The sequence below is a fragment of the Gandjariella thermophila genome, from assembly GCF_005405885.1.
Lineage (GTDB): Bacteria > Actinomycetota > Actinomycetes > Mycobacteriales > Pseudonocardiaceae > Gandjariella > Gandjariella thermophila.
In genome coordinates this window covers 68844-89766 of the sequence record NZ_BJFL01000025.1, presented here as the reverse complement: position 1 = coordinate 89766, position 20923 = coordinate 68844, and the positions used below count along the sequence as shown (strand labels likewise).

Genomic DNA, 20923 nt, shown 5'->3' with positions numbered 1-20923 from the left:
TGGACGCCGTCGCCGACGAACTCAACGACCGGCCCCGGCAGACTCTCGGCTGGCTCAAACCCACCGAAGTCCTCAACAAACTGCTGCTAGAAGCTGGTGGTGCACCCACTACTTGACACCGCCCATCCCCGGGCTGCTGCAGACCTCCGACTACGCGCGGGAGATCAAGCGCGCCGCCGGCATACCGCCGTCGGACATCGAGTTGCGGGTCATGGTCAACGCCGGCCGGCGGGACGTGCTCACCCGGCACGACAACCCCGTGCGGTACGTGGCGCTGATCGGCGAGGCGATCTTCCGCGAGGTCATCGGCTCGCCGGAGATCATGCGGGAGCAGTTCCGGTTCCTCATCGAGACGGCGGAGCGGCCGAACGTGACCGTGCAGACCGTCCCGGAGGGCATCGGCTGGCATCCCGGCTGGGCCGGCAGCTTCGTGCTCTACGAGTTCCCGGACGCCTCGCCGGTGGTGTATTTCGAGCACCACAGTTCCGGCGCGTTCGTGTCCGCGGAGCACGACATCCGGGAATACCGCAGGGCCATCGAACGTCTCCGCGCGGTCGCGCGGGACCCCGCCGCGTCGGTCGAGCACATACGCGGCGTCATGGAACGGGAGCGAACGACATGAAGAACTGGCGGAAATCCAGCCACAGCGCCCAGGCGAACGGCTGCGTCGAGGTGGCCAACACCCTCGACGCCATCCGCGACTCCAAGAACCCCACCGGACCCACCCTGCACGTCAACGTCACCGAACTCGTCACCGCCGTCAAGGCCGGCCGCCTGCAACGCTGAGCGACGAGGACGGACCGCGACCTCCGAGAACGGAACAGCCCATGCAGAACTGGCGGAAATCCAGCCACAGCGACCAGGCCAACGGCTGCGTCGAGGTGGCCAACACCCTCGACGCCATCCGCGACTCCAAGAACCCCACCGGACCCACCCTGCACGTCAACGTCACCGAACTCGTCACCGCCGCCAAGGCCGGACGCCTGCGACGCTGACCGCGTGGTGTGGGACCTCCGGCAACACAGCGGAGGTCCCACACCGCAGTTCACTCCCTGGTCAACGCCGCCACGACGCGGTGCACCCGCTGCCGGACGGCGTCGGCACCGTACGCCTCGACCGTGGCTCGGACCGCCGCCAACGGTTCCAGCCGCACCGGAGGCTGCGCCATGCCGTCGAACATCACCGCGACCCCGGCCGCCGCGTCCGCGCGGTCTGCGGCCGCGAACGGCGGGGCCAGGTCACCGGCCAGGCCGTGCTGGTCACGCCTCTCCAGGATGCGGGTCCACGCGGACTCCAGGTGGCCGAGCACCCGGCCCTCAGCCTCGGCGAGCGCCGCGTACGCCTTCTGCTCCGCCGCGGCGTGCTCGCCGACGGCATCGCTGCTCTTCTCGACCAACGTCTGGAAGCGCTTCTCGGCGCGCTGGACGTCGCGCTCCGCCGCCCTGGCCGCGTCGGCGAACGGGTTGTGGTGGACCACCTTGATGGCGATCGCCGACACGGTGAGCATCAGCAGCAACAGGGCGACCGCGAACGGCGGCCCGGTGTCCGCGTCACTGCTCTGCGCCCGGTAGAACGACCACACCAGCACGGTGAGCAACACCAGCCCGCCGAACAGTGCCGGGAGCGTCCACTGTGGCCACGGCAGGTCCTTGGGCGTCCGCTGCTGCACGGTCGGCGGCCGCCGCCGCACCGCCGCGACGATCCTGGCCCAGAGGGTGATCCGCCGGTCCCGCCGCTCGGCCAGCGACCGGCCGCGCAGCAACGCCTGGCCGGTCCAGTGCGCCGTCGCCGCGAGCGCCCCGGCGATCATGAAGCCCGGCAGGTAGGTCAGCACGGAGTCCCACCCGCTGCCCGCGTCGGTGATCCGCTGGAACACCTTGGCGAAGTACAGCGTGTCGAACAGCGTGGCGGCGAGTACCGGCACCAGCACCAACCATCCGCTGGCCCACTTTGGACGGTGCCGCCGATCCTCCGGGCCGTCCTCGGCGTGCCGCGCGATCACCTCCGCCATGGCCGCGCGTGCCCGGGGCAGGCGGCCGGACGCGGCGAAGGATTCCAGCTTGGTGGCGGCGGCGTCGCTGCGGCCGTGGCAGGCGAACAGCTCGCGGACCGCCCTCTCCGCCAGGGTTGGCGCCCGGGCGGCTTCGGCGCTCGCCGCCACCGCCGCCCGGATCAGCTCCGCGGCCTCGGCGTTGTCCAACGTGTCCGGCGGGTACGGCTCGCGTTCCCGCCGTTGCTGGTCGGGCGCCCCGACGATGCCGTCGGCACAGGGCGCCGACGGCGGGCACGTGCGGGCCGGGGGCGACAGCAGACGCAGCTCCGAACCGGTCCCCCGGCGCGCGGGCATGGCGTGCCGGTGGCCGTTGTTCGCGTTGCTCTGGCGCACGGCGTCCTCCGCGGTCATGACCCGGCCCTGCTCACCACGATGTCCACCCGCCGGTTGCACTGCGCCGCCCTGTCATCGACGCGTGGCGGCGGGCACAGCGGCGCGGTGCCGGGGTGCCCCTGCGCGGTCACCCGGCGGACGCCGTGCTGGGACAGCACCGCGGTGACCGCCTCGGCGCGTTGCCGGGCGAGCGCGAGGTTCTGCTCCGGCGTGCCCATCGCCTCCGTGTAGCCGTTCACCACCGCGCTGGCGCCGGGCATCGCGTTCACCTCGCCGGCGATCCGGGTCAGCGTGGCCACCCCCTCCGGAGAAATCGTGGCGTCGTTCGGGTCGAAGAGCACGTCCGCGTTCAGTTGGAACACGAGTTGCCCGTCCGGGCCGGTGAGCCCGGAGTCCGGCGGTGGGAACGCGACGGCCGGGTCGGCGACGGTGGCCGCGCCGGCCGCCGGGTGACCGGATGGGTCGGCGGGCTCGGTCGCCGGCATCGGCGCGGTCGTCACCTCGCACCGCGCGGCGTGTAGCTCCGCGCACAGCCGCGACCAGAGTTGCTGCAACCAGTCGAGCTGCGTGGTGGACGGCTGCGGCTGCCCCTTCGCGGGATGGCCGATGCCGACCAGCCGCAGCGTCGTCCCGGACAGGTCGCTGCGTAGTTCGCCGCGATCCCGGCAGGTGCGCACGATCTGGTCGATCAGCGCGGGGTTGCCGACCCGGATGTGGCTAAGGTCGGCGCATCCGGTGGTCACCAGCCCGTCGGTGGCCACGACGATGGTGCGGTCGCCATGCGTGTCGCGAAGCTCCTGCGCGGCCATGGCGATCGCGCCGAGCACATCCGTTCCGGGCGTCACCGGTGCGGCCGTGGCGGCCCGGCGCAGAACCGCCGTCAGGCAGTCGCGGGTCTGGGCGTCCGCCGCGTCCCGGTTCTCCTTGTTCTGCTTGCCGGAATCGGTCACCAGGTTGGCGTCCGGCAACGCCACGGTGCTGGCCGATCCGTCGAAGCTGCCGACGGACACGACATGGTGCGCGTCGACCGCCTTCAGGGCGGTGTCCGCCAGCCCCTTCGGGTAGTCCGGCGCACCACCGTCGGCGGACCGGGTGGAGGCGGACCGGTCGATCAGCCACACCTCCTTGCCGGCCGCGCTACCGGAGGTGGACCGGTGCATGCGGGCGCACGCGTCCGGGGCCGGAGGGCTGGCGAACACCGCGTCGCAGCCGGTCAGGCTCAACAGTCCGGCCGCGACGGCGAGCAGCACCAGCACGGTTCTGATCATGGTCGTTCCTCGCCGTGTCATCGTCTTCGTCGTCTCCGTCGTCATGTCAGCCGCCGGCGGAGGTGGCGTCGGGCCTGGAGTCCGGCGTGACGGTGCCCCGGGTGAGACCGGCCTGCCGCTCGAAGGCGCGTAGCGCCGCGTCATAGGACTGGGCGAACTCGAACATGCCGATGGTGTGGTGCGCGTCCCGGGCGCTGCGCAGCACCTCCGCGAGGTCGTGCGACAGCGACCTGCGCTCCGTGGCCAGGCCCCGCACCACGGTGGCGACCTCGGTGTCGACCAGCCGCGCGGCCTGCCCGACCACCGGCCCGTCGCCGAAGCGTTCCAGCAGGTCCCGCCACCGTCCGAGCAGGTCGTCGACGACCTCGAGGCGGCGCCGTTCCACCCGGTACCGCAGGTCCATCTCAACCAACCGCTCCCACAGCGGCAGTTGCCTGGTGACCACCCGCTCGTCGGCGGTCACCTGCACCTGGGCCCGGCAGGAGATGACCTCGCCGTGTTCCTCGTAGCACCACGGCTCGGCCAGCTTCTTGTTCATCTCGGCCTCCGCCTGCTCCGGGTGATGGGGCAGGCAGCCCCGGCCGATCGGCCACACCTGGTCGAGCAGCGTGTGCGCGGCGCTGTCCGCGTAGGCATTGACCCGCTCCACGAACCGTGCCGGGTGCATGCCCTTGGCCGTCCAGGTCGTGTGGTAGTGCACGGTGAAGCTGAACACGCCGCCGTCGGCCGGCACGGTGAGCGGCTCCGGTCCCTCGCGGCGTTCCTGGACGACCAGGGTCGCCGGGGTGAGCGCGACCGGCTGCCGCCGCCCCCGCAGCCAGCCGGCGAGCCGGCCGAACAGCCCGCGCGGCGCTGGCCGCTCGCTGCCGGGTGCCGGATACTCGCCGGACGTCGTTGCCATCGTCATTCCTGTGGTCCCCTTCCCGCTTTCCTTACTTTCCGTCCACTTCGGACAGGATTCGCCGTGCGAGGGTGCTTCCGGGTCGCCGCCCCAGGTGGAGCCGCAGGTAGAACGGCGCCCGGTGGCGCACCGCGGGGTGGCTGGCGAGGTCGATGACGAAGCCCTCGGTGGTCTTGGCGAGGTCCTCGTCCTGGTCCCCGGCGGCGAGCCAGCGACCGATCGCCTGCCACGCCCGGGTGGCGGTGCGGCCCTCGGTGAGCGCGACCTGCCAGACGGCGACCAGCCGTGCCGCGCTGGCCGGATCGCGCCTGGCCAGGCCGAGCAGGGCCGGCCAGAGGTCGTCGTCCCCCGCTGTCTCCCGGGCGAGCAGCACGGCGCACCGGCCGGCCTGGACCCGCAGGCACTGCTCGTCGGAGCGAGCCCATTCGGCGAGCATCGCGACCAGGTCTTCGGCGGACTCCGGCTGGTAGAGCTCGGCGAACGCCCGGGCGACCGCGTTGCGGTGCATCTGCTCCGGGTCGCGGGCGATCAGGCGCAGGCTCTCCACCGCGTCGGCGACGAACGCGGCCCCGAGTGCCGTCGCGTAGGCGCGGGCGGCGGTGTCCCGGAGAAACCGGTCTCGGCGCGCGGTCCAGTCCCGCAGCCGGGCGCGCACCAGGCGCCTGGCCGTGCCGTCCTCCGCGGCGAAGTCGAACGCCCACGCGGCGGCCTGCCGCTTCCGCGCCGATCTCGACCCGGCCCACCCCCGGACGAGCCGGGCGTAGAGGTAGCCGAAGTCGTAGGTGGCGAGCTTGCCGGCGAGGACGGCGGCCCGCCGCTGGACCGGCACCCGCGGATCCCCCGCCAGGTCGTCCAGCCAGCCGATCAGCGGCGCGCGGAGCGTGTCGTAGTCGTTCCACGCCACGTCGAGCACCGCCGCGGCGAGCCCCGGGTTCGCCAGCCGTGCCGTGCGCCCACCCGCGGTGGCCGTCCCGAGCGGTGCGCCCATGTCCTTGTGCAGCAGGTCCGCGAAACCGGCGTCGATGGTCACCCCGCCCATCCCGGGCTCGAACGGTGCGGCGCCCGGGCTTGCCGGCGCGAGGCGGCGGTGCAGCAGCGCCGCCGCGTGGTACACCTCGGTCATCTCACGCCGGTCGAACAGGGCGTACGCGATGCGGGCGGCCTGCACGCGTGCCGCCGGGACACCGCCCTCGGCCTCGGCCGAGTCCGTTTCCCGCAGGATCCGGCTGGCGAGCTGGCGCAGCCGGTGCGGCGCGTCCGCCAGGGCATCCGCCGGTCGCCGACCCGTGACCGCCGCGTCGCGCAGCAACCGGGCCAGCAGGGCGACCTGGGCCGGCCGGGGTGAGAGACACAGCTCGTCGCGGACCCGGTCGTCGCGCATGCACGCGTCCAGCCACCGCGCGCGGCAGGCGCCCGGGCAGCCGGCGCAGCCACCCACGCAGGTACCGGCCCGATCGAGCAGCGCGGCGAGATGCCGGCGCAGCACCGCATCGGGATCGGGCGGGGTGTGCGGGACGGCGTACGGATCCAGGTCCGCCGCACCCTGGCTGATCGGCTCCGCGACGGCGGCGACGAGCGCCTTCCGCTCGGCGGCGCGGGCTGCGAGCACCCCCAGCGTTCCGGCTCGCACCTCCTGCGTCCCGCTCAGCCGCACCACGTGTCCCCGCCCCCCGTGCAACAGGTCGGGCTGGAACACGAGGGTGCGCAGACTCCCGCCGTCGCCGAGGTCGACCTCGTTCAGCCCCCCGTCGCCCACCAGGCGGGCCAGGGCAGCGCACGCGGTCGACCATCGTCCGCCGTCCGCCGTCCCGTGCAGGTACACCACGCCGTGCTCGCGGAGGGTCCGCAGCACCCGGTCGAACTCGACGACCTCGACGTAGGTCTCGCGGAGTTCGGCGACGTACGAATCGGACAGCGGCGCGCTGCTCGCCGCGGGCCCGGCGTCCGCGCCGGCACCGACGTAGGCGATGTTCGCGGCGACGGAGTGCGGGGCCAGCGTCGCCGGCCCGTGGTTGCCCACCGGACCTGGTCCGAAGTAGACGGACCCGGCGGCGATCGAGTGGTCGCCGAACGCGGCCTGGCCCCGGTTTCCCACCCGGTTGAGCCGGGTGGGTTCGTGCCCGCCGAACAGTGCCCGCACGTCCTCGTCGCGGGCGCGGTACCGCTCGCTGCGGCCGGCCACCCACTCGGTGTCCGCGTCCTCGCCGTCCGGGTTCTCCTCGTCGGCCGCGGTGTCGGCGTGGGGAACGGCGCCGGTGGTGGTCCCCGCGTCGGCGGTGCCGTCACTCCGGTCGCCGGCGGGATGGGCGGTGGGCACGCCGCCCGGGAGGTCGGGCTCGTCCGGTCCCGGGTCGCCCGCCGGCTGTCCGGGTATCCCGCCCAGGCCGGGCCCGTGGCCCGGGGCCGGCGTCGCCAGTTCGTCGTCGTCCATGTCAGTCACCCGAGCCTGTTTCGTGACGGTGGTCCCGACCGTCGCCGCGGCGGACGGTCGAGGCAGGGCCGAAGGTCGCGGACGCGTTCCCGCCCACGTGAATGGGCGCGTGGTAGTGGCTGCTCGGAGCTTGTCCGAAGTAGACGGTCCCGGCGGCGATCGAGTGGTCGCCGTACGTCGCCTGCCCATGGTTCGGGCCCTCGTTGCGCTGGTACCGTGCGCCGCCGGCGGAGGCGCGGCCGGATCGCTGCCGCGCGCCGCCCGACGCGTCGGTGGCGGCCGCAGGTTGCCCGGTGCCCGGGTCCCCGATCTCCTCGCCGGTGTCGGGGCCCGTGGCCGGGCCGGTGTCCAGTCCGGCGGCGGCGAGTTCGGCCACGGAGACACCGGGTACGTGCAGCCACGCGATCTCGTTGAAGCCCTTGTGGTCGTGTCGCACCCGAACCGGCTCGAAGGCGCCCGGGTCGAGACCGCGTTCCCGGTACACCACCACGTCGTGGAAGAGCCGGTCGGAGACCACCAGGGCCAGCGGCGCCGCCGGGAAGCGGTCGAGCGCCGCCCGCAGCGGCGCGGACTCGCACAGCCGGTTGACCGTGACCAGGGCGTCACCGCCGAGCGGGAACCCGCTGTCCGGGTCGACGGTGATGTCGCCGTGCTCGACGGCCACCCGCAGGCGGATCTCGCCATCCTCGCTCTTGTCCTCGTTGAAGGCGCGAAGCTCGATGCACCACTCGCGGACGGCGTCGGCGAGGATGCGTGCCTTCGGCACGTCACCGGGAACCGTGATCAGTTCGCCGTCGCCGCTGGGCCGGCGCGGCCACGGGTTCCCGGGGGTCTGGAACCGGGCGCAGACGCGGTCGTTGGCCCGTTGCAGGCCGCGGATCAGTCGCCCGTGCCGGGCATGACCGCCCGCGCTGGACTTCCGGATGTCCATCGCGATCAAGGTCCGGGGCCGGGAGAGATCGTCCACCGGGCGCTCCTTTACTCCGATCAGGTGGTTTTGCGGCCTACCGTGAACCGTGCCCGGCACGGCCACCACATCCCCGTACGGCTTTCCTTCCGTCTTTCTGTTCTTCCGCCAGCGCCAGGACCAGGCGGTCCAGGCAGACCAGGCAGGGCACGAGAACCCGCCGGTACGCGGTGCGCACCAGGCCTTGCGCGCGGAACTCGCGCAGCACGCGGTTGACGGTCACCTCGGCCGCGTGCACGAGCTTCGCCAACTCGCCCTGGCTGGCCTCGATGGCGACCGCGCGTTCCGGCCGGCGCTCGCCGGGCTCGCCGGCCAGGTCACGCAGCAGCCGGGCCAGCCGCATCGCCACGTCGTCGGTGCTGACCGCCAACCGGGACCGGTCGGCGTCGCGCAGCCGGGAGCCGACACACCTGGCGAGTTCCAGCCCGACGGCCGGCCGGTCCTGGAGGTACTGGTCGAACCGCGACCAGGCGATCTTCGTCGCCCGCAGCGGGCGCAGCGCGACCACCGACGCCGACCGCGGGCGACCGTCCAGGTAGGACAGTTCACCGATCAGGTCGCCTCGGCCCCGCAGGCCGAGCACGTACTCGCCACCGCGCTCGTCGTGCACCGCGACCTTGGCCGGCCCGCCGTGCAGCACCAGGACGAACTGGCTGCGGTCACCCTCGACCAGCAGGTAGCGGTTGGCGGGGTAGATGTTGCTGCTGCCGAGGGCGAGCAGATCCCGCCGGTCATCGGGGTGCAGGCGACCGACAAACGTGTCCGGTTCCCATGGCACCGCCCAACTTTCACCCTGCACGATTCCCCTGTCCGGATGGCCACCGGCCCACCGTCACGGCACACGTCGCGACCGAGGCCATTCCTGAAAACGCATCACATCCGCGCCGTCACCGCCGCGCCTGCGGCGGCGTGAAGCACGCGATATCGATCGCGTACCGGGGGAACGCGATTCCCCCGAAGAGCGCCCCAAACAGTTCCTGTGAGTAGTCCCGCCGTGATTCTTCCGTTGTTTTCGGTCAGTAGTTCGGATCAGTGGAGGCCACGCACGACCACTGCCGGTAGCGCCGGCAATCGGCCCGGCCCGTCACAGCACGCTCGCGACGAGGAGGATCGCGCCGGCGATGGTGCACAGAATTCCGTACCGGGTCAGCCGGTACTTGGTGGTCACGATCCGGCTGATCGCGCTGAGCTCACCCAGCAGCGGCCCTTCCGGATGCTCGGCGGCACGCCCCAACCGCTGGCCGAGTTCCGCCGCGTCCCGCACGGCCGCCACGTCACCGAAGTACCGCAGGTGGCCCTCCCCCGACCGGCCGCCCAACCGCGGGCAGGCGGCGAGCAGCAGGAGCACCGCGGCCACGGCGCACAGCGACAGCCCGGAACACCACGCCCACAGCGCGACGGCCGCCCCGTCCCGAAGCGCCGCGCCGAGCGCCAGCTCAAGAGCGGCGATCAGCACGCCCAGGGTGGCGAACGCCTTCCGGTCGGCCCGGCCAAGCTCATCCCTGGCCTCGTGGAGAAGCCGCTGCGCCACCCGCGTCACCGCGGCGGCCGGCCGGTCCGGCGCCGGCCGGGACGACGGCGATAACCGCTGCTGCGGAACCGTGTGCTGTGTCGATCTGTGCGGCATGGGTGTTCCCTCCCTGGCACACCGTGGGGGTGGATACCGGCTGCTTGCCCGGGAAGCATCGCGCCGGTGCGAGCCGCTCGCGATGACCATCAGCACGGACGTTCCGCGTCAAAATGCACACTCCGGCTGATGGACCGCAGCACCTCGGGCTGGACCACCACGATGCGCCGCCGCAACGTGACGATCACCCGACGTTCCCGGAGAATGCGGAGGAACCGCGCTGCCGCCTCCCGGGACGCCCCGACGGCACCGGCAAGCTCCCGCTGGGACAGCGGAATGTCGATCACCGTGCCGGCCCCGTCCGCCACCCCGTGCCGCTCGGCCAGGTCGAGCAGGTAGGCGGCCAGCCGCTCCGGCACGGTGTGCGCGCCGAAGCCCAGCCGGTGCGCGTCCGATTCCCGGAGCCGGTCCGCGACGTGGCCGAGCAGCGCGATCGCGATGTCCGGCCGCTGCCGCAGCCGCCCGAGGAACCGCGCGGAGGCCAGCACGGTGGCGCGCACCGGAGTGAGCGTGCGAACGCTCGCCGATCGCGGCCTGCCGTCGATCGCGGCAAGCTCGCCGATGACGTCACCGGGACCGCGGATCGCGAGCAGCGCCTCGTGCCCGTTCCGCGCGTCGGTCGACACCTTCGCCCACCCGCCGACCAGGAAGATCACGAAATCGGACGGGTCACCACGGTGCACGACGGTGGTGTTCGCCGAATAACGCCGAACCGCACCGCCGTCGAGCAGGAACTCCCGATCGGCGGGACCCAGCCGCGCCAGGAAGGAGCCCGGAACGGGCGCGGTGCCGGCGCGGCCCGGTGCGTCCCGCGTGCCGGTCACGACGCCGCCAGCGTGGCAAGCCCAGCCACGCCGATCCATGCGACAACTACTACTGCCCCCACTGCGTCCCCATTCCTGTTGTTGCTCCGACAATCAAGTCCGCCGCGCCAGCGCCGACCGCGAACCCGAGAGATCGTCACGTTTCCCGCTGGTCACCCTGGAATCGAGTGGGCGAGGATCGACATGCCTTTCCCGGAAAGGGTTCGCCCGTCCGCAACTCCCTGTTACGGCACCCATCCATGTTCACCCATACGGATGGCCGCACACCACCCCTCCAGGCGGCGGCACGTAACCGGTCGGCGACCGGTCCTCGTGCAGCGCCTGCCGGACGGGTCCCGGGAAATCACGTTCAGCCGGGCTGAACACCGGACGTTCACTCGGCGCGGGATCACATTTGCTGACGATGCAAATACTTCCGGTCCGGCAGCCGCCAACAGCCGGAATCGCGCCGAGAGATTTGCATCTCGCGATTTTCCGGAACCGCTCACCGCTGGAGGATGGCCGTTCGCCGGGTATGCGGACACGCGTGCCGAACGGCCGGAGGAATGGGACCGGCGCTACCCGTGGTACGCCTGGGCGGTGGCCGGGGTGGCCAGACCCGCCGCGTCGGCGCGCGCGGTGCCGCGGCGCAGCCACAGCCAGCGCACGTCCCGGCCGAACGACCAGACCAGCGCCGCCAGCGCCGCGGCCACCACGGCGAACGCCACCGGCCGGGGTACGAACGGCGCGCTGGCCACCAGCAGCGCGACGCCCTGCGCGGCGGCCACCGCCTTGCGGGCCAGGCTCGCCGGCAGTCGCTCACGCAGCCACGGCGCCAGCCAGCCGGCCACGCCGAACGCGTAGCGCATCGCGCCGATGGCGAGCACCCAGCCGCCCAGCGACCGCGCGACCAGCACGCTGAGCAACAGGATCAGGAACGCGTCGACCTCCATGTCGAACCGCGCGCCGAGCGGGGTCACGGTGCCGGTGCGGCGCGCCACCCGGCCGTCCACCGCGTCCAGCGCCAGCGCGACCGAGGTCAACCCGAGCAGCGCGGTAGCGTGCGTCCCGGCGAGCAGGACAGCCGTACCGCCGGCACCCAGCCACCCGACGACCAGCGCGGTGACCCCGACCACCAGCGTCATCCTCGCCAGGGTGACCACGTTGGCCGGGCCGAGCCGCACCGCACCGGACCGGCGGAGGCCGTAGCCGAGGGCGGCGTCGGCCGCCGCCGCGCTCACCGCGCCGGCGAGCAGGCCGAGCGGCCCCACCCCCAGGCCCACGCCGAGCAGCAGCAACAGCGCGGCCTGCACGAGGCCCGCGACGGCCAGTTCCGCGCCCAGCGGCGCGGGGCGGGCCGATCGCCGTGCGGCGGCCACCGCGTTTCTCTCGCGCCCCGACGGGTCCGGGTCGCCCAGTATCGTGACGTCCGGCATCCGCCATTCGTCGGGCAGCACAGCGAGGTCCGACCGTTCGGACACGGAGGACGCGGACGGCACGGAGGGAACGGAGGAGTCGCCGGGGGCTCGCCGCAGTCGTGATGGGGTCACACCCGGAGTCACGCACGCGGTCGCGGAGCAGTTCATCGCGGCAGGCAGAAGTTCGACGATCCGTGGCCGTGCCCGGGCCGCCGGGCGTGGACCAGGACCGGCAGGTACGGCGCCGCACCGACGGCGCGGAGCAGGCGCGAAGGGAGGCAACACATGGCGGACGGCGGGGGCGGAGTCCCGGCACGTGCCTTCTGGCTGCGGGAGCCGGGACGCGGCGAGATCCGGCCGGCGCCGCTCGCCCCGCCCGGCCCGGGCGAGGTGCTGGTGCGTACCGTCCACTCCGGAGTGAGCAGGGGCACCGAGGCGCTCGTCTTCCGGGGCGGTGTGCCGGTCAGCCAGTACGCGGTGATGCGCGCTCCCTTCCAGGACGGCGAGTTTCCCGGCCCGGTGAAGTACGGCTATCTCAACGTGGGAGTGGTCGAGCAGGGGCCGCCGGAGCTGGCCGGCCGCACCGTGTTCTGCCTCTACCCGCACCAGACACGGTACGTCGTACCGGCCGGCGCGGTCACCCCCGTGCCGGACGCGGTGCCGCCGTCCCGGGCGGTGCTCGCCGGCACCGTGGAGACCGCGGTCAACGCGCTGTGGGACGCCGCCCCGCTGATCGGCGACCGGATCGCGGTGGTCGGCGGCGGGATGGTCGGCTGCTGCGTCGCCGCGATCGCCGCCCGGCTGCCCGGTGCCAGGGTGCAACTGGTGGACGCCGACCCGGCACGGGCGGAGGTGGCCGCCGCGCTCGGCGTGGACTTCGCCGCCCCGGAGCGGGCGGAGGGCGAGTGCGACCTCGTCGTGCACGCCAGCGCCACCGAGCAGGGACTGGCCCGGTCGCTGGAACTGCTCGCCGCGGAGGGCGAGGTGATCGAGCTGAGCTGGTACGGCGACCGGAGGGTCGGCGTGCCGCTCGGCGAGGCGTTCCACTCCCGCCGGCTGACCGTGCGCAGCAGCCAGGTGGGCGCGGTCGCGCCGGCGCGCCGGTCCCGGCGGAGCTTCGGCGACCGGCTCGCGCTCGCCCTGGACCTGCTCGCCGACCCGGCCTTCGACGCGCTGGTCACCGGGTCCAGCGCGTTCGACGAGCTGCCCGCGGTGATGCCGAAACTCGCCACCGGGGAGCTACCCGCGCTGTGCCACCGCATCGACTACCCGAGGAGAGGTTGAGTTGTTCAGTGTCACCGTCCGCGACCACGTCATGGTGGCGCACAGCTTCCGCGGCGAGGTGTTCGGCCCCGCCCAGCGGCTGCACGGCGCCACGTTCGTGGTGGACGCGACGTTCCGCCGACCGGAACTGGACGGCGACAACATCGTCGTGGACATCGGCCTGGCCACCCAGCAGCTCGGCGAGGTGCTGGCCGAGCTGAACTACCGCAACCTGGACGACGAGCCGGCGTTCGCCGGGGTCAACACCTCCACCGAGTTCCTGGCCAGGGTGATCGCCGACCGGCTGGCCGAGCGGGTGCGGGCCGGCTCGCTCGGCGCGGGCGCCCGCGGGCTCACCGGGATCACCGTCACGCTGCACGAGTCGCACGTGGCCCGGGCCAGCTACGACCTGACCCTGTGAACACGGTCCACGCCGTGCTGCCCGGCGACGTCGCGGACCCGACCTCGCCCAGCGGCGGCAACATCTACGACCTGCGGGTGTGCCGTGACCTGGCCGCCGAGCACGGCTGGCGGGTGCACCGGATCGCCGTCCCCGGGTCGTGGCCGCGACCCGGGGACGCCGCCCGCGCCGCGCTGGACCGCGCCCTCGCCGACCTCCCGGACGGCGCCGCCGTGCTGCTGGACGGCCTGGTCGGCTGCGGCGTGCCGGAGGTCGTCGTCCCGCACGCGCACCGGCTGCGGCTGGTCGTGCTGGTGCACCTGCCGCTAGCCGACGAGATCGGGCTGCCCGCCGAGGTCGCCGCGGACCTGGCCGACCGGGAGCGGCGGACCCTGCGCGCGGCCAGGGCCGTCGTGGTGACCAGCGCGTGGACCGCGCGCCGGCTGGCGGCACGCGGCATGGCCGACGCTCCCGTGCACGTGGCGCCCCCGGGCAGCGATCCGGCCCCGCTCGCACCCGGCACCGGCGACGGGTCCGCGCTGCTCTGCGTGGCCGCGGTGACCCCGCACAAGGGCCACGACCTGCTGGTCGACGCGCTCGCCCGGGTCGCGGACCTGGCCTGGCAGTGCGACTGCGCCGGGCCGCTGCACCGCGCGCCGGACCACGTTGCGGAGGTCCGCCGCCGGATCGACCGTTACGGCCTCGGCGACCGGGTCCGGCTGCTCGGCCCGCTCGACCGGCCGGAGCTGGACGCCGCCTACGCGGCCGCCGACCTGGTGGTGCTCGCGTCCCGCGGGGAGACCTACGGCATGGTGCTGCCCGAGGCGCTGCGCCGCGGTATCCCGGTGCTCGCCACGGCGGTGGGCGCGGTGCCGGACACCCTCGGCCGCGCCCCGGACGGCGGCGTGCCCGGCATGCTGGTGCCGCCGGAGGACGCCGGCGCGCTCGCCGGGGCGCTGCGGCGGTGGCTGACCGAGCCGGAACTCCGGCGACGTCTTCACGCTTCGGCGACATCCGTGCGTGGCATTCTGGGGACGTGGCAGGAGACCTCGCGGCTCATCGCCGGCGTGCTGGAACGGCTCCACTGAGCGGAGATCAGTTCGCCGAACTGACCACTGTGGACGGCTCCGACCGCGCGGCGGGCAGCACGGTGGACGCGTCCGGGCTGGCGCCGGACTGGCTGGCGCTGCGCGAGCCCGCCGACCACGCCGCCCGCGCCACCGAACTGCTCGACCCGCTGCGCGCCCACCTCGGCGGCGGGCCGCTGGTCGTGCATGACCTCGGCTGTGGCACCGGGTCGATGTGCCGCTGGCTGGCCCCCCGGCTGCCCGGACCGCAGCGCTGGGTGCTGCGGGACCGGGATACCGGCCTGCTCGACCGGGCCGCCGCCATCAGCCGCGCCGCCCCGCCCCGGGACGCCGAGGGCCGCCCGGCCGAGGTGCGCGTCGCGCCCGGCGACCTCACCGGGCTGCGCGCCGCGGACCTCGCCGACGCCACGCTGGTCACCGCCTCCGCACTGCTCGACATGCTCACCGAGGACGAGGTCGACGGGCTCGCCGCCGCCTGCGCCGCGCGGCCCACCCTGATCGTCCTGACCGTGACCGGCCGGGTCGAGTTCGACCCCGCCGACCCGCTGGACGCCGACCTCGCCGACGCCTTCAACGACCACCAGCGCCGCACCGTGGCCGGCCGCACCCAGCTGGGCCCGGACGCCGCGGCCGCGGCCGCCGACGCGTTCCGCCGGCACGGCGCCGGCGTGCACACCCGGCCCAGCCCGTGGCACCTCGCCGCCGAGCGAGCCGGATCGGCCGACAGCGGGGCCACGCTGCTCGCCGTGTGGCTGCGCGGCTGGGTGGCCGCGGCCGGGGAGCAGCGCCCGGACCTGGCCCGCCACGCCGGCGCATACCTGGACCGCCGGCTGGCCGAGTGCGCCGCCGGCACGCTGCGGGCGGTGGTGCACCACGAGGACCTGCTCGCGCTGCCCGGGGAGGTCCGATGATCGCGGCAAGCCGAGGCGCGGAACCGACCACGGCGTGCGAAGCTGCGACAAGGGAGGTTGGCTTGATGCGCGCGGCGATCCGGCGGGCTTGGCCGTGGCTGCGGGTGCTGCTCGGGGCGGCGATCCTGGCCGTGCTGGTCTGGCGGCTGGGCACCGGCGCGTTCGTGGCCGGCCTGCGCGCCGCGGTCGATCCGCTGGCGATGCTCGCGGCGCTCGGCATCGGGCTGGTCACCACGGTGCTCAGCGCCGCGCGCTGGCAGGTGGTGGCCCGCCGCATCGGTCTCACGCTGCCGCTGGGCACCGCCGTCGCGGACGTCTACCGCGCGACGTTCCTCAACACGGTGCTGCCCGGCGGCGTGCTCGGCGACGTGCACCGAGCGGTGCACCACGGCCGGGAGTCCGGGGATGTCGGCCGCGGCGTGCGCGCGGTGGTCCTGGAGCGGGTCGCCGGCCAGGTGATGCCGATCGTGGTCGGGCTGGCGGTGCTCGCGACCAGGCCGTCACTGCTCGCCGTGGTGGTCCCGGACGCCGCACGCGGCCCCGGTGCCGCCCTCGTCGCCGCGCTGGTCACACTGGCCGCCGTGCTGGTCGGCGTGGTGTTCGCCGCGCGGCGCGGGCGGCGGGTGGCCGGCCGGCTGCGGCGGGCGGTGTCCACCGCCGTCGCCGACACCCGGGCCGGCCTGCTGAGCCTGGACACCTGGCCGGAACTGCTGCTGCTGTCCACCGCCGCGCTGCTCGCGCACCTCGGCCTGTTCCTGGTCGCCGCGCGGACCGCAGGCAGCGACGCGCCCGTGTCCCAACTGCTGCCGCTGCTGATGCTGGCGCTGCTGGCGATGAGCCTGCCGCTGAACATCGGCGGCTGGGGCCCGCGCGAGGGGATGGCCGCGGTGGCCTTCGCGGCGGCCGGGTTGGGCGCCACCCAGGGGGTCACCGTCGCCGTGGTCTACGGCGGGCTCACCTTCGTGTCCACCCTGCCCGGGGTCGCGGTGCTCGCGGCCCGGCTGGTGGCGCCCCAGGCCCGCCGGCTACTGGCACACCGGGTCGCTCGACCGCGCGCCGCAGGCCTGCAGGTCCAGTTCGAACAGCATGTCCTCGCCCATGGTGACGCGGCGAACCGGCGCGCGTAGCGCCTCACGCATCCTCGGGCTGCCGGGGAAGTGCAGGCCGGGCACGCCGTCGCCGACGATCAGCGGCGCGACCGTGAGGTAGAGCCGCTGCAGGGCCCCGTCCCGCAGGAACCGGGACACGGTCACCCCGCCGCCCTCGACCAGCACCCGGCCCAGGCCGCGCTCCGCCAGCACGTCCAGCAGTGCCCGCGGCGCGAACCCGTGCCCGTCCTCGGCGACCCGGACCACCTCGACCCCGTTCGCACCGCCCACCCGGTCCGCCACGGCGTCGGACACCGAGTCCGCCACCGAACGGCCCAGCACCCATAGCGTCGGAGCGCAGCCGTCGGTGAACACCCGGCGCTGCGCCGGGACGCGGCCGCGCGGGTCCAGCACCACCCGCACCGGGTTCCGCCCGGCACACGCGCGCACGGTGAGCCGAGGGTCGTCGGTGATCGCGGTGTCCGCTCCGACCACCACCGCGTCCGCCAGCGCGCGCAGCCGGTGCAGGTGGCGGCGGTCCTCCTCGCCGGTCACGTAGACCGCGTCGCCGGTGCGGGTGGCGATGCAACCGTCCAGGCTCTGGCCGAGTTGGGCGAAGGCGTAGTTTGAGCCGGCCAGGCACAGTGGGGCGTAGAGGTCGGCCAGCCGCGCCGCCTCGGGCGAGGCGTCCTCGGCCCATCCCCAGCCACTGCCGTGACCCTGCACCAGCCCGGCGGCCACCGCGTCCGCCGCGGTTCGCACGCCGAGCAGCCGCTCCCACGCCGCCGACGCGTCGAGCACCGGACCGCGACGCTGCTCGGCCAGCCCGGTCCCGGCGCCACCCGTCGCTACGCCCTCAGTGGTCATGCGCTTCTCCATCCTCCGTGGGTTTTCGCTCGACCGCGATCTCCTCGCCAGGGCGGGCCTCACTCGGCCAGGCCATTCGATCAGCCGTTCGGACGAGACTGGCAGGTCCGAACGGCCTGTTCATCGCCGCCCTTCGTGCCGCCGGAACGGGGCACAACGGACGCCTCTGGGCACACTCCCTTTGTCTACCAATCCGGTCGGCGCGTGTCACGTGGCATCGAACCGCCAAGCTACCCGAGTCCGATGTGAACTCCGTGTTTTCGACAGAAGCCCTTCGGATGCCTTCAGCGGAACTGGAAAATCAACGTATCGAGAATCCCGCGATACGGGACGGAAGCCGCGATCGAAATTGCCGGCGCTTTCCGTCCGCCGCGTGCCCGGTCGGCGCCGAAGAATGCGCATCGATGGCCGCGGCGATCGCTCGTCGCCGGTCGGCGCCATTCGCGCCGGAGCGGGCCGCGCGCGGGCCGCTGCCGTCCGGCACCAGCGGGCGGGCGTCAGCGGGGCAGCAACGGTCCCAGTGGCCCCAGGTCGATGTTGAGGTCGTCCAGGGACAGCCCGTACCGGTCGCAGAGTTCGGTCATCCGCTCCTCGAGCAGCATCAGCGTCAGCCCGATGCGCTCCTCCTGGTCCTCGTCCAGGTCGCCCTGGTCGACGCGGCGCAGCGCCTGCCGCTCCATCAGCTGCCGCAGCAGCTCCACCACGGTGAGGACCAGCTTCATCAGGTCACGTTCCACCGTGTCGCGGTCCATCTCGATCCGGTTCGACACCCTGCTGCCGCCGCTCCGGTGGCTCGCCGTACTCATCGCGTGATCGCCTCCCCGGCGCGCACCGAGCTGATCACCGCGCGCAGCGAGATGCGCACCAGGTCGACGTCCGCGATGGACAGGGTCAGGTCGCCGACCAGCACCACACCGCCGGCCAGCAGCCGGTCCAGCAGGTCGACCAGGGCGATCTCCCGGCCGGCCAGCGGTGCGGCGCCGTCCCGGCCCGGCCCGACGCTCACGTCCCCGGCGCGCACCACCTCGCCGGGCAGGTCCCCAGTCATGTCACCGCGCTCCTTACCGCGAGTTCGCGCGCGACGTGGTCCCGTTGGTCGCCGCGGCTCGACGCATGCATCAGGAAACCTCCCCATGGGGCGAACCGTTCGCGGTGACGGGCTCGGCGCCGGCCTGTCCGGCGCGCCCCGCATCGTCTGTGTCCTCGGTCTGCTCGGCGAAGGAATAGGGCGCCCACGGGCCGGTGAGCTCCACCTGGTAGCCGTCGGCGGCGTCGCGCAGCGCGGCGAACCGGTCGACGAACGCGGCGGAACGCTCCTCGGCGACCAGGTACGCCACGTTCAGCACGTTCTCGCCGCGGCTCCCGGTGAGCCGCGTGCTCTGCGGCCGGTACTGCCGGCGGTCCTCGGCCAGTTCGCTCAGCTCCCGGTCGATCCGGTCGGCCGCCTCCGCGGCCCGCCGCCACCCGGTCTCCCGGGCGTTCCGCTCGGCCATCCGCCGCCGCAGGTAGGAGCGGCCGGAGCGGCCCGAAGCATCCGCATGGCCGGTGCCGGACCGGTCGGCTCGCGGCCGGCCACCCCGGTCCGCCGGGAGGGTGCTGACCTTGACGCCCCATTCCACGCGGCCGGTGATTCGATCCAGCGCGGCGGCGAACCGGGCCCGGCCGCCGCGCAGCACCGCCCGCACCCGGTCCTCGTCCAGGTACACCGTGGCCAGCCGGAGCGGCAGCGTGGCGGCACGCTCGGCGACCGCGTCGACCACCGCGCTGTGCGCCCTGGCCACGCCGGCCAGCCAGTCGAGGTCCTCCAGGTTGCGGCGCAGCGCGGACTCGTCGAAGTCGGCGGCCGGCACCGGGCTGGTCACCGCGACGAGGTCACCCTCCCGGACCGGCCGCAGTTCGGCGTCCCGAACCCCGGCCAGGCCGCGCAGCACCTCCTCCGGGAACGGCCGGGCGATCGCGTAGCAGTAGCGGACCGTCGGGTGTGCCGCGCTCATCGGCTCGCCCCCGATCCGCGCTTCCGGCGGGCGCCGCCGGCCCGCTGGGGTTCCGGCTCGGCCCGGCCGCCCTCGATTTCGCCGCTGGTGAGCTGCTCGATGCGGGCGCGCAGCCGCGCGTTCTCCCCAGCCAGCTCATCCCGGTCGCGGTCGGCGACCTCCCGGTCCGAGCCGTTCCGGCGGGCCGACGAGGACAGGCTGGGATCGTGTTCCCACCAGTCGATGCCCATCTCCCTGGCCCGGTCCACGGAGGCGACCAGCAGCCGGAGCTTGATGGTGAGCAGCTCGATGTCCAGCAGGTTGATCTTGATATCTCCGGCGATCACGATGCCCTTGTCGAGCACCCGTTCCAGGATGTCCGCCAGGTTGGCGACGGAACGCGCGCCGAGCGGTTGGCCGGGACGGTCGGCGGGCAACCCGTCCCGGCGCGGGTACGGTTCGGTCACGATCACCCTCCTGTCTGGTTGATCCCGTCCCCCTGCGTCGCCGCGTCGAGTTCCGCCAACTCGTCCAGCAACTCGTCCTCGCGCTCGTCGAACTCCTCCGGGGTGATCTCCCCGGCGAGCAGCGCCGCCTCCAGGTCGGCGAGGTCCCGCTGGATGGCGGCCCGCTGCTCGCGCTCGGCCGCGGCCAGCAGTTCGACGAGCGTCCGGTGCACGCCGCGCACCGGCGCCAGCGGCAGCGTCACCAGTCCCGTCAGCAGTCCCACTCCGCTCACCTCGCGACCCTCGTCGCCGTTGCCGTCACGTGTCGTCGACGCCGGTGAAGCTGTACGGCGGCAGCGGTCCCCGGACGCGCACCTCGGCCACCGGGTCGAGCGCGTCGACCAGGTCGCCCGCGGCGGCCTCGAACGCCGCCAGGTCGCGCCGCTCGACCAGGAAGGACACGTTGACGAAGCAGTCCCCGACCCGCGGCCCGTGGCTCTCCCGGACCGCTTTCGGCCGAAGCCGGCGCACGATGCGGTCGGCGTCCTCCGCCTCGCGCAGCCCGACGGCCCTGGCCACCGCCTCCCCAAAGCCGGCACGCTCCCGCGGGTCGCCGCCGCGCCGGCGCAGGTCGTCGTTCCACCGGCGCAGCCCGTCGTCACCGGCGAGCACCTCGCGCAGGATCGGCTCGCCGCGGTGCGTCGCCTTCACGTTGACCTCGACGCGACCGTCCAGTTCGGACAGCGCCGTGCGGTACCGGTCGGCGTGCGCGGCGACCTGGCGGCGCACCGTGTCGTCGTCCTCGGCGATGCTGCCGAACCGCATCGGCAGGGTGGCGCCCTGCGCCAGCAGGTCCTCCAGCACCTGCGCGTGCGCGAGCAGGTCTCGGCGCTTGGCGCGCAGCCGCTCGGGCGCGTCGCTGACCACCACCGCCAGCGCACCGGCGGGCACTCGGCGCAGGGCACGCGGCGGGTCGCCGACGCCGCCCCGGCCGTCCAGCCGCAGCGGCTGCGCCGACCGCACGATCCCGTACAGGTAGGTGCCGTTCGCCGGCCCGGTCACGGCCGCACCACTCCCCGCACCGTC

The 20923-nt window shown here is 74.1% G+C and carries 24 protein-coding genes; 8 read left to right on the top strand and 16 right to left on the bottom strand.

The window, feature by feature from the left end; translation table 11 throughout:
- Positions 1-112 precede the first annotated feature (112 nt).
- The 3 genes from FFT21_RS20630 to FFT21_RS20620 are packed head-to-tail and all read left to right on the top strand — an operon-like array spanning position 113 to position 995.
- Positions 113-622 carry a DUF5753 domain-containing protein gene (locus FFT21_RS20630; protein WP_137815558.1) on the top strand — a complete coding sequence of 170 codons (510 nt, stop codon included), beginning with the start codon at positions 113-115 and terminating at the stop codon, positions 620-622.
- A complete protein-coding gene (locus FFT21_RS20625) occupies positions 619-786 on the top strand; it encodes a DUF397 domain-containing protein (protein ID WP_137815557.1) in 168 nt (55 codons plus the stop codon). The genes FFT21_RS20630 and FFT21_RS20625 overlap by 4 nt, the downstream gene beginning before the upstream one ends.
- A 41-nt stretch (positions 787-827) precedes the next feature.
- Positions 828-995: a DUF397 domain-containing protein gene (locus FFT21_RS20620; RefSeq protein ID WP_137815556.1), complete on the top strand. Its 168-nt coding sequence runs from the start codon at positions 828-830 to the stop codon at positions 993-995.
- A gap of 50 nt (positions 996-1045) precedes the next feature.
- Here FFT21_RS20620 and FFT21_RS20615 read toward each other — a convergent pair whose 3' ends face one another.
- From FFT21_RS20615 to FFT21_RS20575, 9 genes are all read right to left on the bottom strand, one after another.
- Complete coding sequence (locus FFT21_RS20615) at positions 1046-2404, bottom strand: hypothetical protein (RefSeq protein WP_137815555.1); 1359 nt, start codon at positions 2402-2404, stop codon at positions 1046-1048.
- Positions 2401-3654, bottom strand: a complete 1254-nt coding sequence (locus FFT21_RS20610) for an OmpA family protein (RefSeq protein WP_192909657.1) — start codon at positions 3652-3654, stop codon at positions 2401-2403. Before FFT21_RS20610 ends, FFT21_RS20615 begins: the two co-directional genes overlap by 4 nt.
- A gap of 46 nt (positions 3655-3700) precedes the next feature.
- Entirely contained in the window at positions 3701-4555 is an 855-nt protein-coding gene (locus FFT21_RS20605) for a hypothetical protein (protein ID WP_137815553.1), read from the bottom strand.
- Between the two features lie 31 nt (positions 4556-4586).
- Entirely contained in the window at positions 4587-6986 is a 2400-nt protein-coding gene (locus tag FFT21_RS20600; RefSeq protein ID WP_137815552.1) for a hypothetical protein, read from the bottom strand.
- 1 nt (position 6987) lies between these two features.
- On the bottom strand, positions 6988-7953 hold the full coding sequence (locus FFT21_RS20595) for a hypothetical protein (RefSeq protein ID WP_137815551.1): 966 nt from the start codon (positions 7951-7953) through the stop codon (positions 6988-6990).
- A gap of 37 nt (positions 7954-7990) precedes the next feature.
- Positions 7991-8731, bottom strand: a complete 741-nt coding sequence (locus FFT21_RS20590; RefSeq protein ID WP_137815550.1) for a Crp/Fnr family transcriptional regulator — start codon at positions 8729-8731, stop codon at positions 7991-7993.
- A gap of 306 nt (positions 8732-9037) precedes the next feature.
- Positions 9038-9580 carry a Pycsar system effector family protein gene (locus FFT21_RS20585; RefSeq protein ID WP_192909656.1) on the bottom strand — a complete coding sequence of 181 codons (543 nt, stop codon included), beginning with the start codon at positions 9578-9580 and terminating at the stop codon, positions 9038-9040.
- Positions 9581-9669: 89 nt separating this feature from the next.
- Positions 9670-10404, bottom strand: coding sequence for a Crp/Fnr family transcriptional regulator (locus FFT21_RS20580; RefSeq protein WP_225978594.1), 735 nt, complete (start codon positions 10402-10404; stop codon positions 9670-9672).
- 557 nt (positions 10405-10961) lie between these two features.
- Complete coding sequence (locus FFT21_RS20575; RefSeq protein WP_225978593.1) at positions 10962-11864, bottom strand: CDP-alcohol phosphatidyltransferase family protein; 903 nt, start codon at positions 11862-11864, stop codon at positions 10962-10964.
- 222 nt (positions 11865-12086) lie between these two features.
- Here FFT21_RS20575 and FFT21_RS20570 point away from each other — a divergent pair, with 222 nt between their 5' ends.
- From FFT21_RS20570 to FFT21_RS20550, 5 genes are all read left to right on the top strand, one after another.
- Entirely contained in the window at positions 12087-13085 is a 999-nt protein-coding gene (locus FFT21_RS20570; RefSeq protein WP_137815547.1) for a zinc-dependent alcohol dehydrogenase, read from the top strand.
- A gap of 1 nt (position 13086) precedes the next feature.
- Positions 13087-13485 carry a 6-pyruvoyl trahydropterin synthase family protein gene (locus tag FFT21_RS20565; protein ID WP_137815546.1) on the top strand — a complete coding sequence of 133 codons (399 nt, stop codon included), beginning with the start codon at positions 13087-13089 and terminating at the stop codon, positions 13483-13485.
- Positions 13482-14552 carry a glycosyltransferase family 4 protein gene (locus FFT21_RS20560; protein ID WP_137815545.1) on the top strand — a complete coding sequence of 357 codons (1071 nt, stop codon included), beginning with the start codon at positions 13482-13484 and terminating at the stop codon, positions 14550-14552. Before FFT21_RS20565 ends, FFT21_RS20560 begins: the two co-directional genes overlap by 4 nt.
- A gap of 29 nt (positions 14553-14581) precedes the next feature.
- Complete coding sequence (locus tag FFT21_RS20555; RefSeq protein WP_225978592.1) at positions 14582-15463, top strand: small ribosomal subunit Rsm22 family protein; 882 nt, start codon at positions 14582-14584, stop codon at positions 15461-15463.
- 65 nt (positions 15464-15528) lie between these two features.
- Entirely contained in the window at positions 15529-16590 is a 1062-nt protein-coding gene (locus FFT21_RS20550; RefSeq protein ID WP_225978591.1) for a lysylphosphatidylglycerol synthase transmembrane domain-containing protein, read from the top strand.
- Here FFT21_RS20550 and FFT21_RS20545 read toward each other — a convergent pair.
- The 7 genes from FFT21_RS20545 to FFT21_RS20515 all read right to left on the bottom strand — a co-directional run bounded on the left by FFT21_RS20545 (position 16489) and on the right by FFT21_RS20515 (position 20899).
- Positions 16489-17418, bottom strand: a complete 930-nt coding sequence (locus tag FFT21_RS20545; protein WP_137815543.1) for a RibD family protein — start codon at positions 17416-17418, stop codon at positions 16489-16491. The two genes, FFT21_RS20550 and FFT21_RS20545, sit on opposite strands and share 102 nt — an antisense overlap.
- Before the next feature lie 497 nt (positions 17419-17915).
- The gene (locus FFT21_RS20540) at positions 17916-18224 is read right to left on the bottom strand and encodes a gas vesicle protein K (protein WP_137815542.1); all 309 of its coding nucleotides are present in this window, start codon (positions 18222-18224) and stop codon (positions 17916-17918) included.
- On the bottom strand, positions 18221-18466 hold the full coding sequence (locus FFT21_RS20535; RefSeq protein ID WP_137815541.1) for a gas vesicle protein: 246 nt from the start codon (positions 18464-18466) through the stop codon (positions 18221-18223). The genes FFT21_RS20540 and FFT21_RS20535 overlap by 4 nt, the downstream gene beginning before the upstream one ends.
- A gap of 70 nt (positions 18467-18536) precedes the next feature.
- Positions 18537-19412 (bottom strand): GvpL/GvpF family gas vesicle protein, encoded by an 876-nt coding sequence (locus FFT21_RS20530; RefSeq protein WP_137815540.1) that lies wholly within the window; start codon positions 19410-19412, stop codon positions 18537-18539.
- On the bottom strand, positions 19409-19858 hold the full coding sequence (locus FFT21_RS20525) for a gas vesicle protein (RefSeq protein ID WP_371856843.1): 450 nt from the start codon (positions 19856-19858) through the stop codon (positions 19409-19411). The genes FFT21_RS20530 and FFT21_RS20525 overlap by 4 nt, the downstream gene beginning before the upstream one ends.
- A gap of 2 nt (positions 19859-19860) precedes the next feature.
- Positions 19861-20121, bottom strand: a complete 261-nt coding sequence (locus FFT21_RS20520) for a gas vesicle protein GvpG (protein WP_137815539.1) — start codon at positions 20119-20121, stop codon at positions 19861-19863.
- Positions 20122-20155: 34 nt separating this feature from the next.
- Positions 20156-20899, bottom strand: a complete 744-nt coding sequence (locus FFT21_RS20515; protein ID WP_225978590.1) for a GvpL/GvpF family gas vesicle protein — start codon at positions 20897-20899, stop codon at positions 20156-20158.
- Between the last annotated feature and the right edge of the window lie 24 nt (positions 20900-20923).

Excerpts from the sequence above, each read along its gene's own strand:
- FFT21_RS20625 (WP_137815557.1), top strand. The coding sequence starts at position 619 with ATGAAGAACTGGCGGAAATCCAGCCACAGCGCCCAGGCGAACGGCTGC.
- FFT21_RS20620 (WP_137815556.1), top strand. The coding sequence starts at position 828 with ATGCAGAACTGGCGGAAATCCAGCCACAGCGACCAGGCCAACGGCTGC.
- FFT21_RS20615 (WP_137815555.1), bottom strand. The coding sequence starts at position 2,404 with ATGACCGCGGAGGACGCCGTGCGCCAGAGCAACGCGAACAACGGCCAC.
- FFT21_RS20610 (WP_192909657.1), bottom strand. The coding sequence starts at position 3,654 with ATGATCAGAACCGTGCTGGTGCTGCTCGCCGTCGCGGCCGGACTGTTG.
- FFT21_RS20605 (WP_137815553.1), bottom strand. The coding sequence starts at position 4,555 with ATGGCAACGACGTCCGGCGAGTATCCGGCACCCGGCAGCGAGCGGCCA.
- FFT21_RS20600 (WP_137815552.1), bottom strand. The coding sequence starts at position 6,986 with ATGGACGACGACGAACTGGCGACGCCGGCCCCGGGCCACGGGCCCGGC.
- FFT21_RS20585 (WP_192909656.1), bottom strand. The coding sequence starts at position 9,580 with ATGCCGCACAGATCGACACAGCACACGGTTCCGCAGCAGCGGTTATCG.
- FFT21_RS20570 (WP_137815547.1), top strand. The coding sequence starts at position 12,087 with ATGGCGGACGGCGGGGGCGGAGTCCCGGCACGTGCCTTCTGGCTGCGG.
- FFT21_RS20550 (WP_225978591.1), top strand. The coding sequence starts at position 15,529 with ATGCGCGCGGCGATCCGGCGGGCTTGGCCGTGGCTGCGGGTGCTGCTC.
- FFT21_RS20545 (WP_137815543.1), bottom strand. The coding sequence starts at position 17,418 with ATGACCACTGAGGGCGTAGCGACGGGTGGCGCCGGGACCGGGCTGGCC.
- FFT21_RS20540 (WP_137815542.1), bottom strand. The coding sequence starts at position 18,224 with ATGAGTACGGCGAGCCACCGGAGCGGCGGCAGCAGGGTGTCGAACCGG.
- FFT21_RS20535 (WP_137815541.1), bottom strand. The coding sequence starts at position 18,466 with ATGACTGGGGACCTGCCCGGCGAGGTGGTGCGCGCCGGGGACGTGAGC.
- FFT21_RS20530 (WP_137815540.1), bottom strand. The coding sequence starts at position 19,412 with ATGAGCGCGGCACACCCGACGGTCCGCTACTGCTACGCGATCGCCCGG.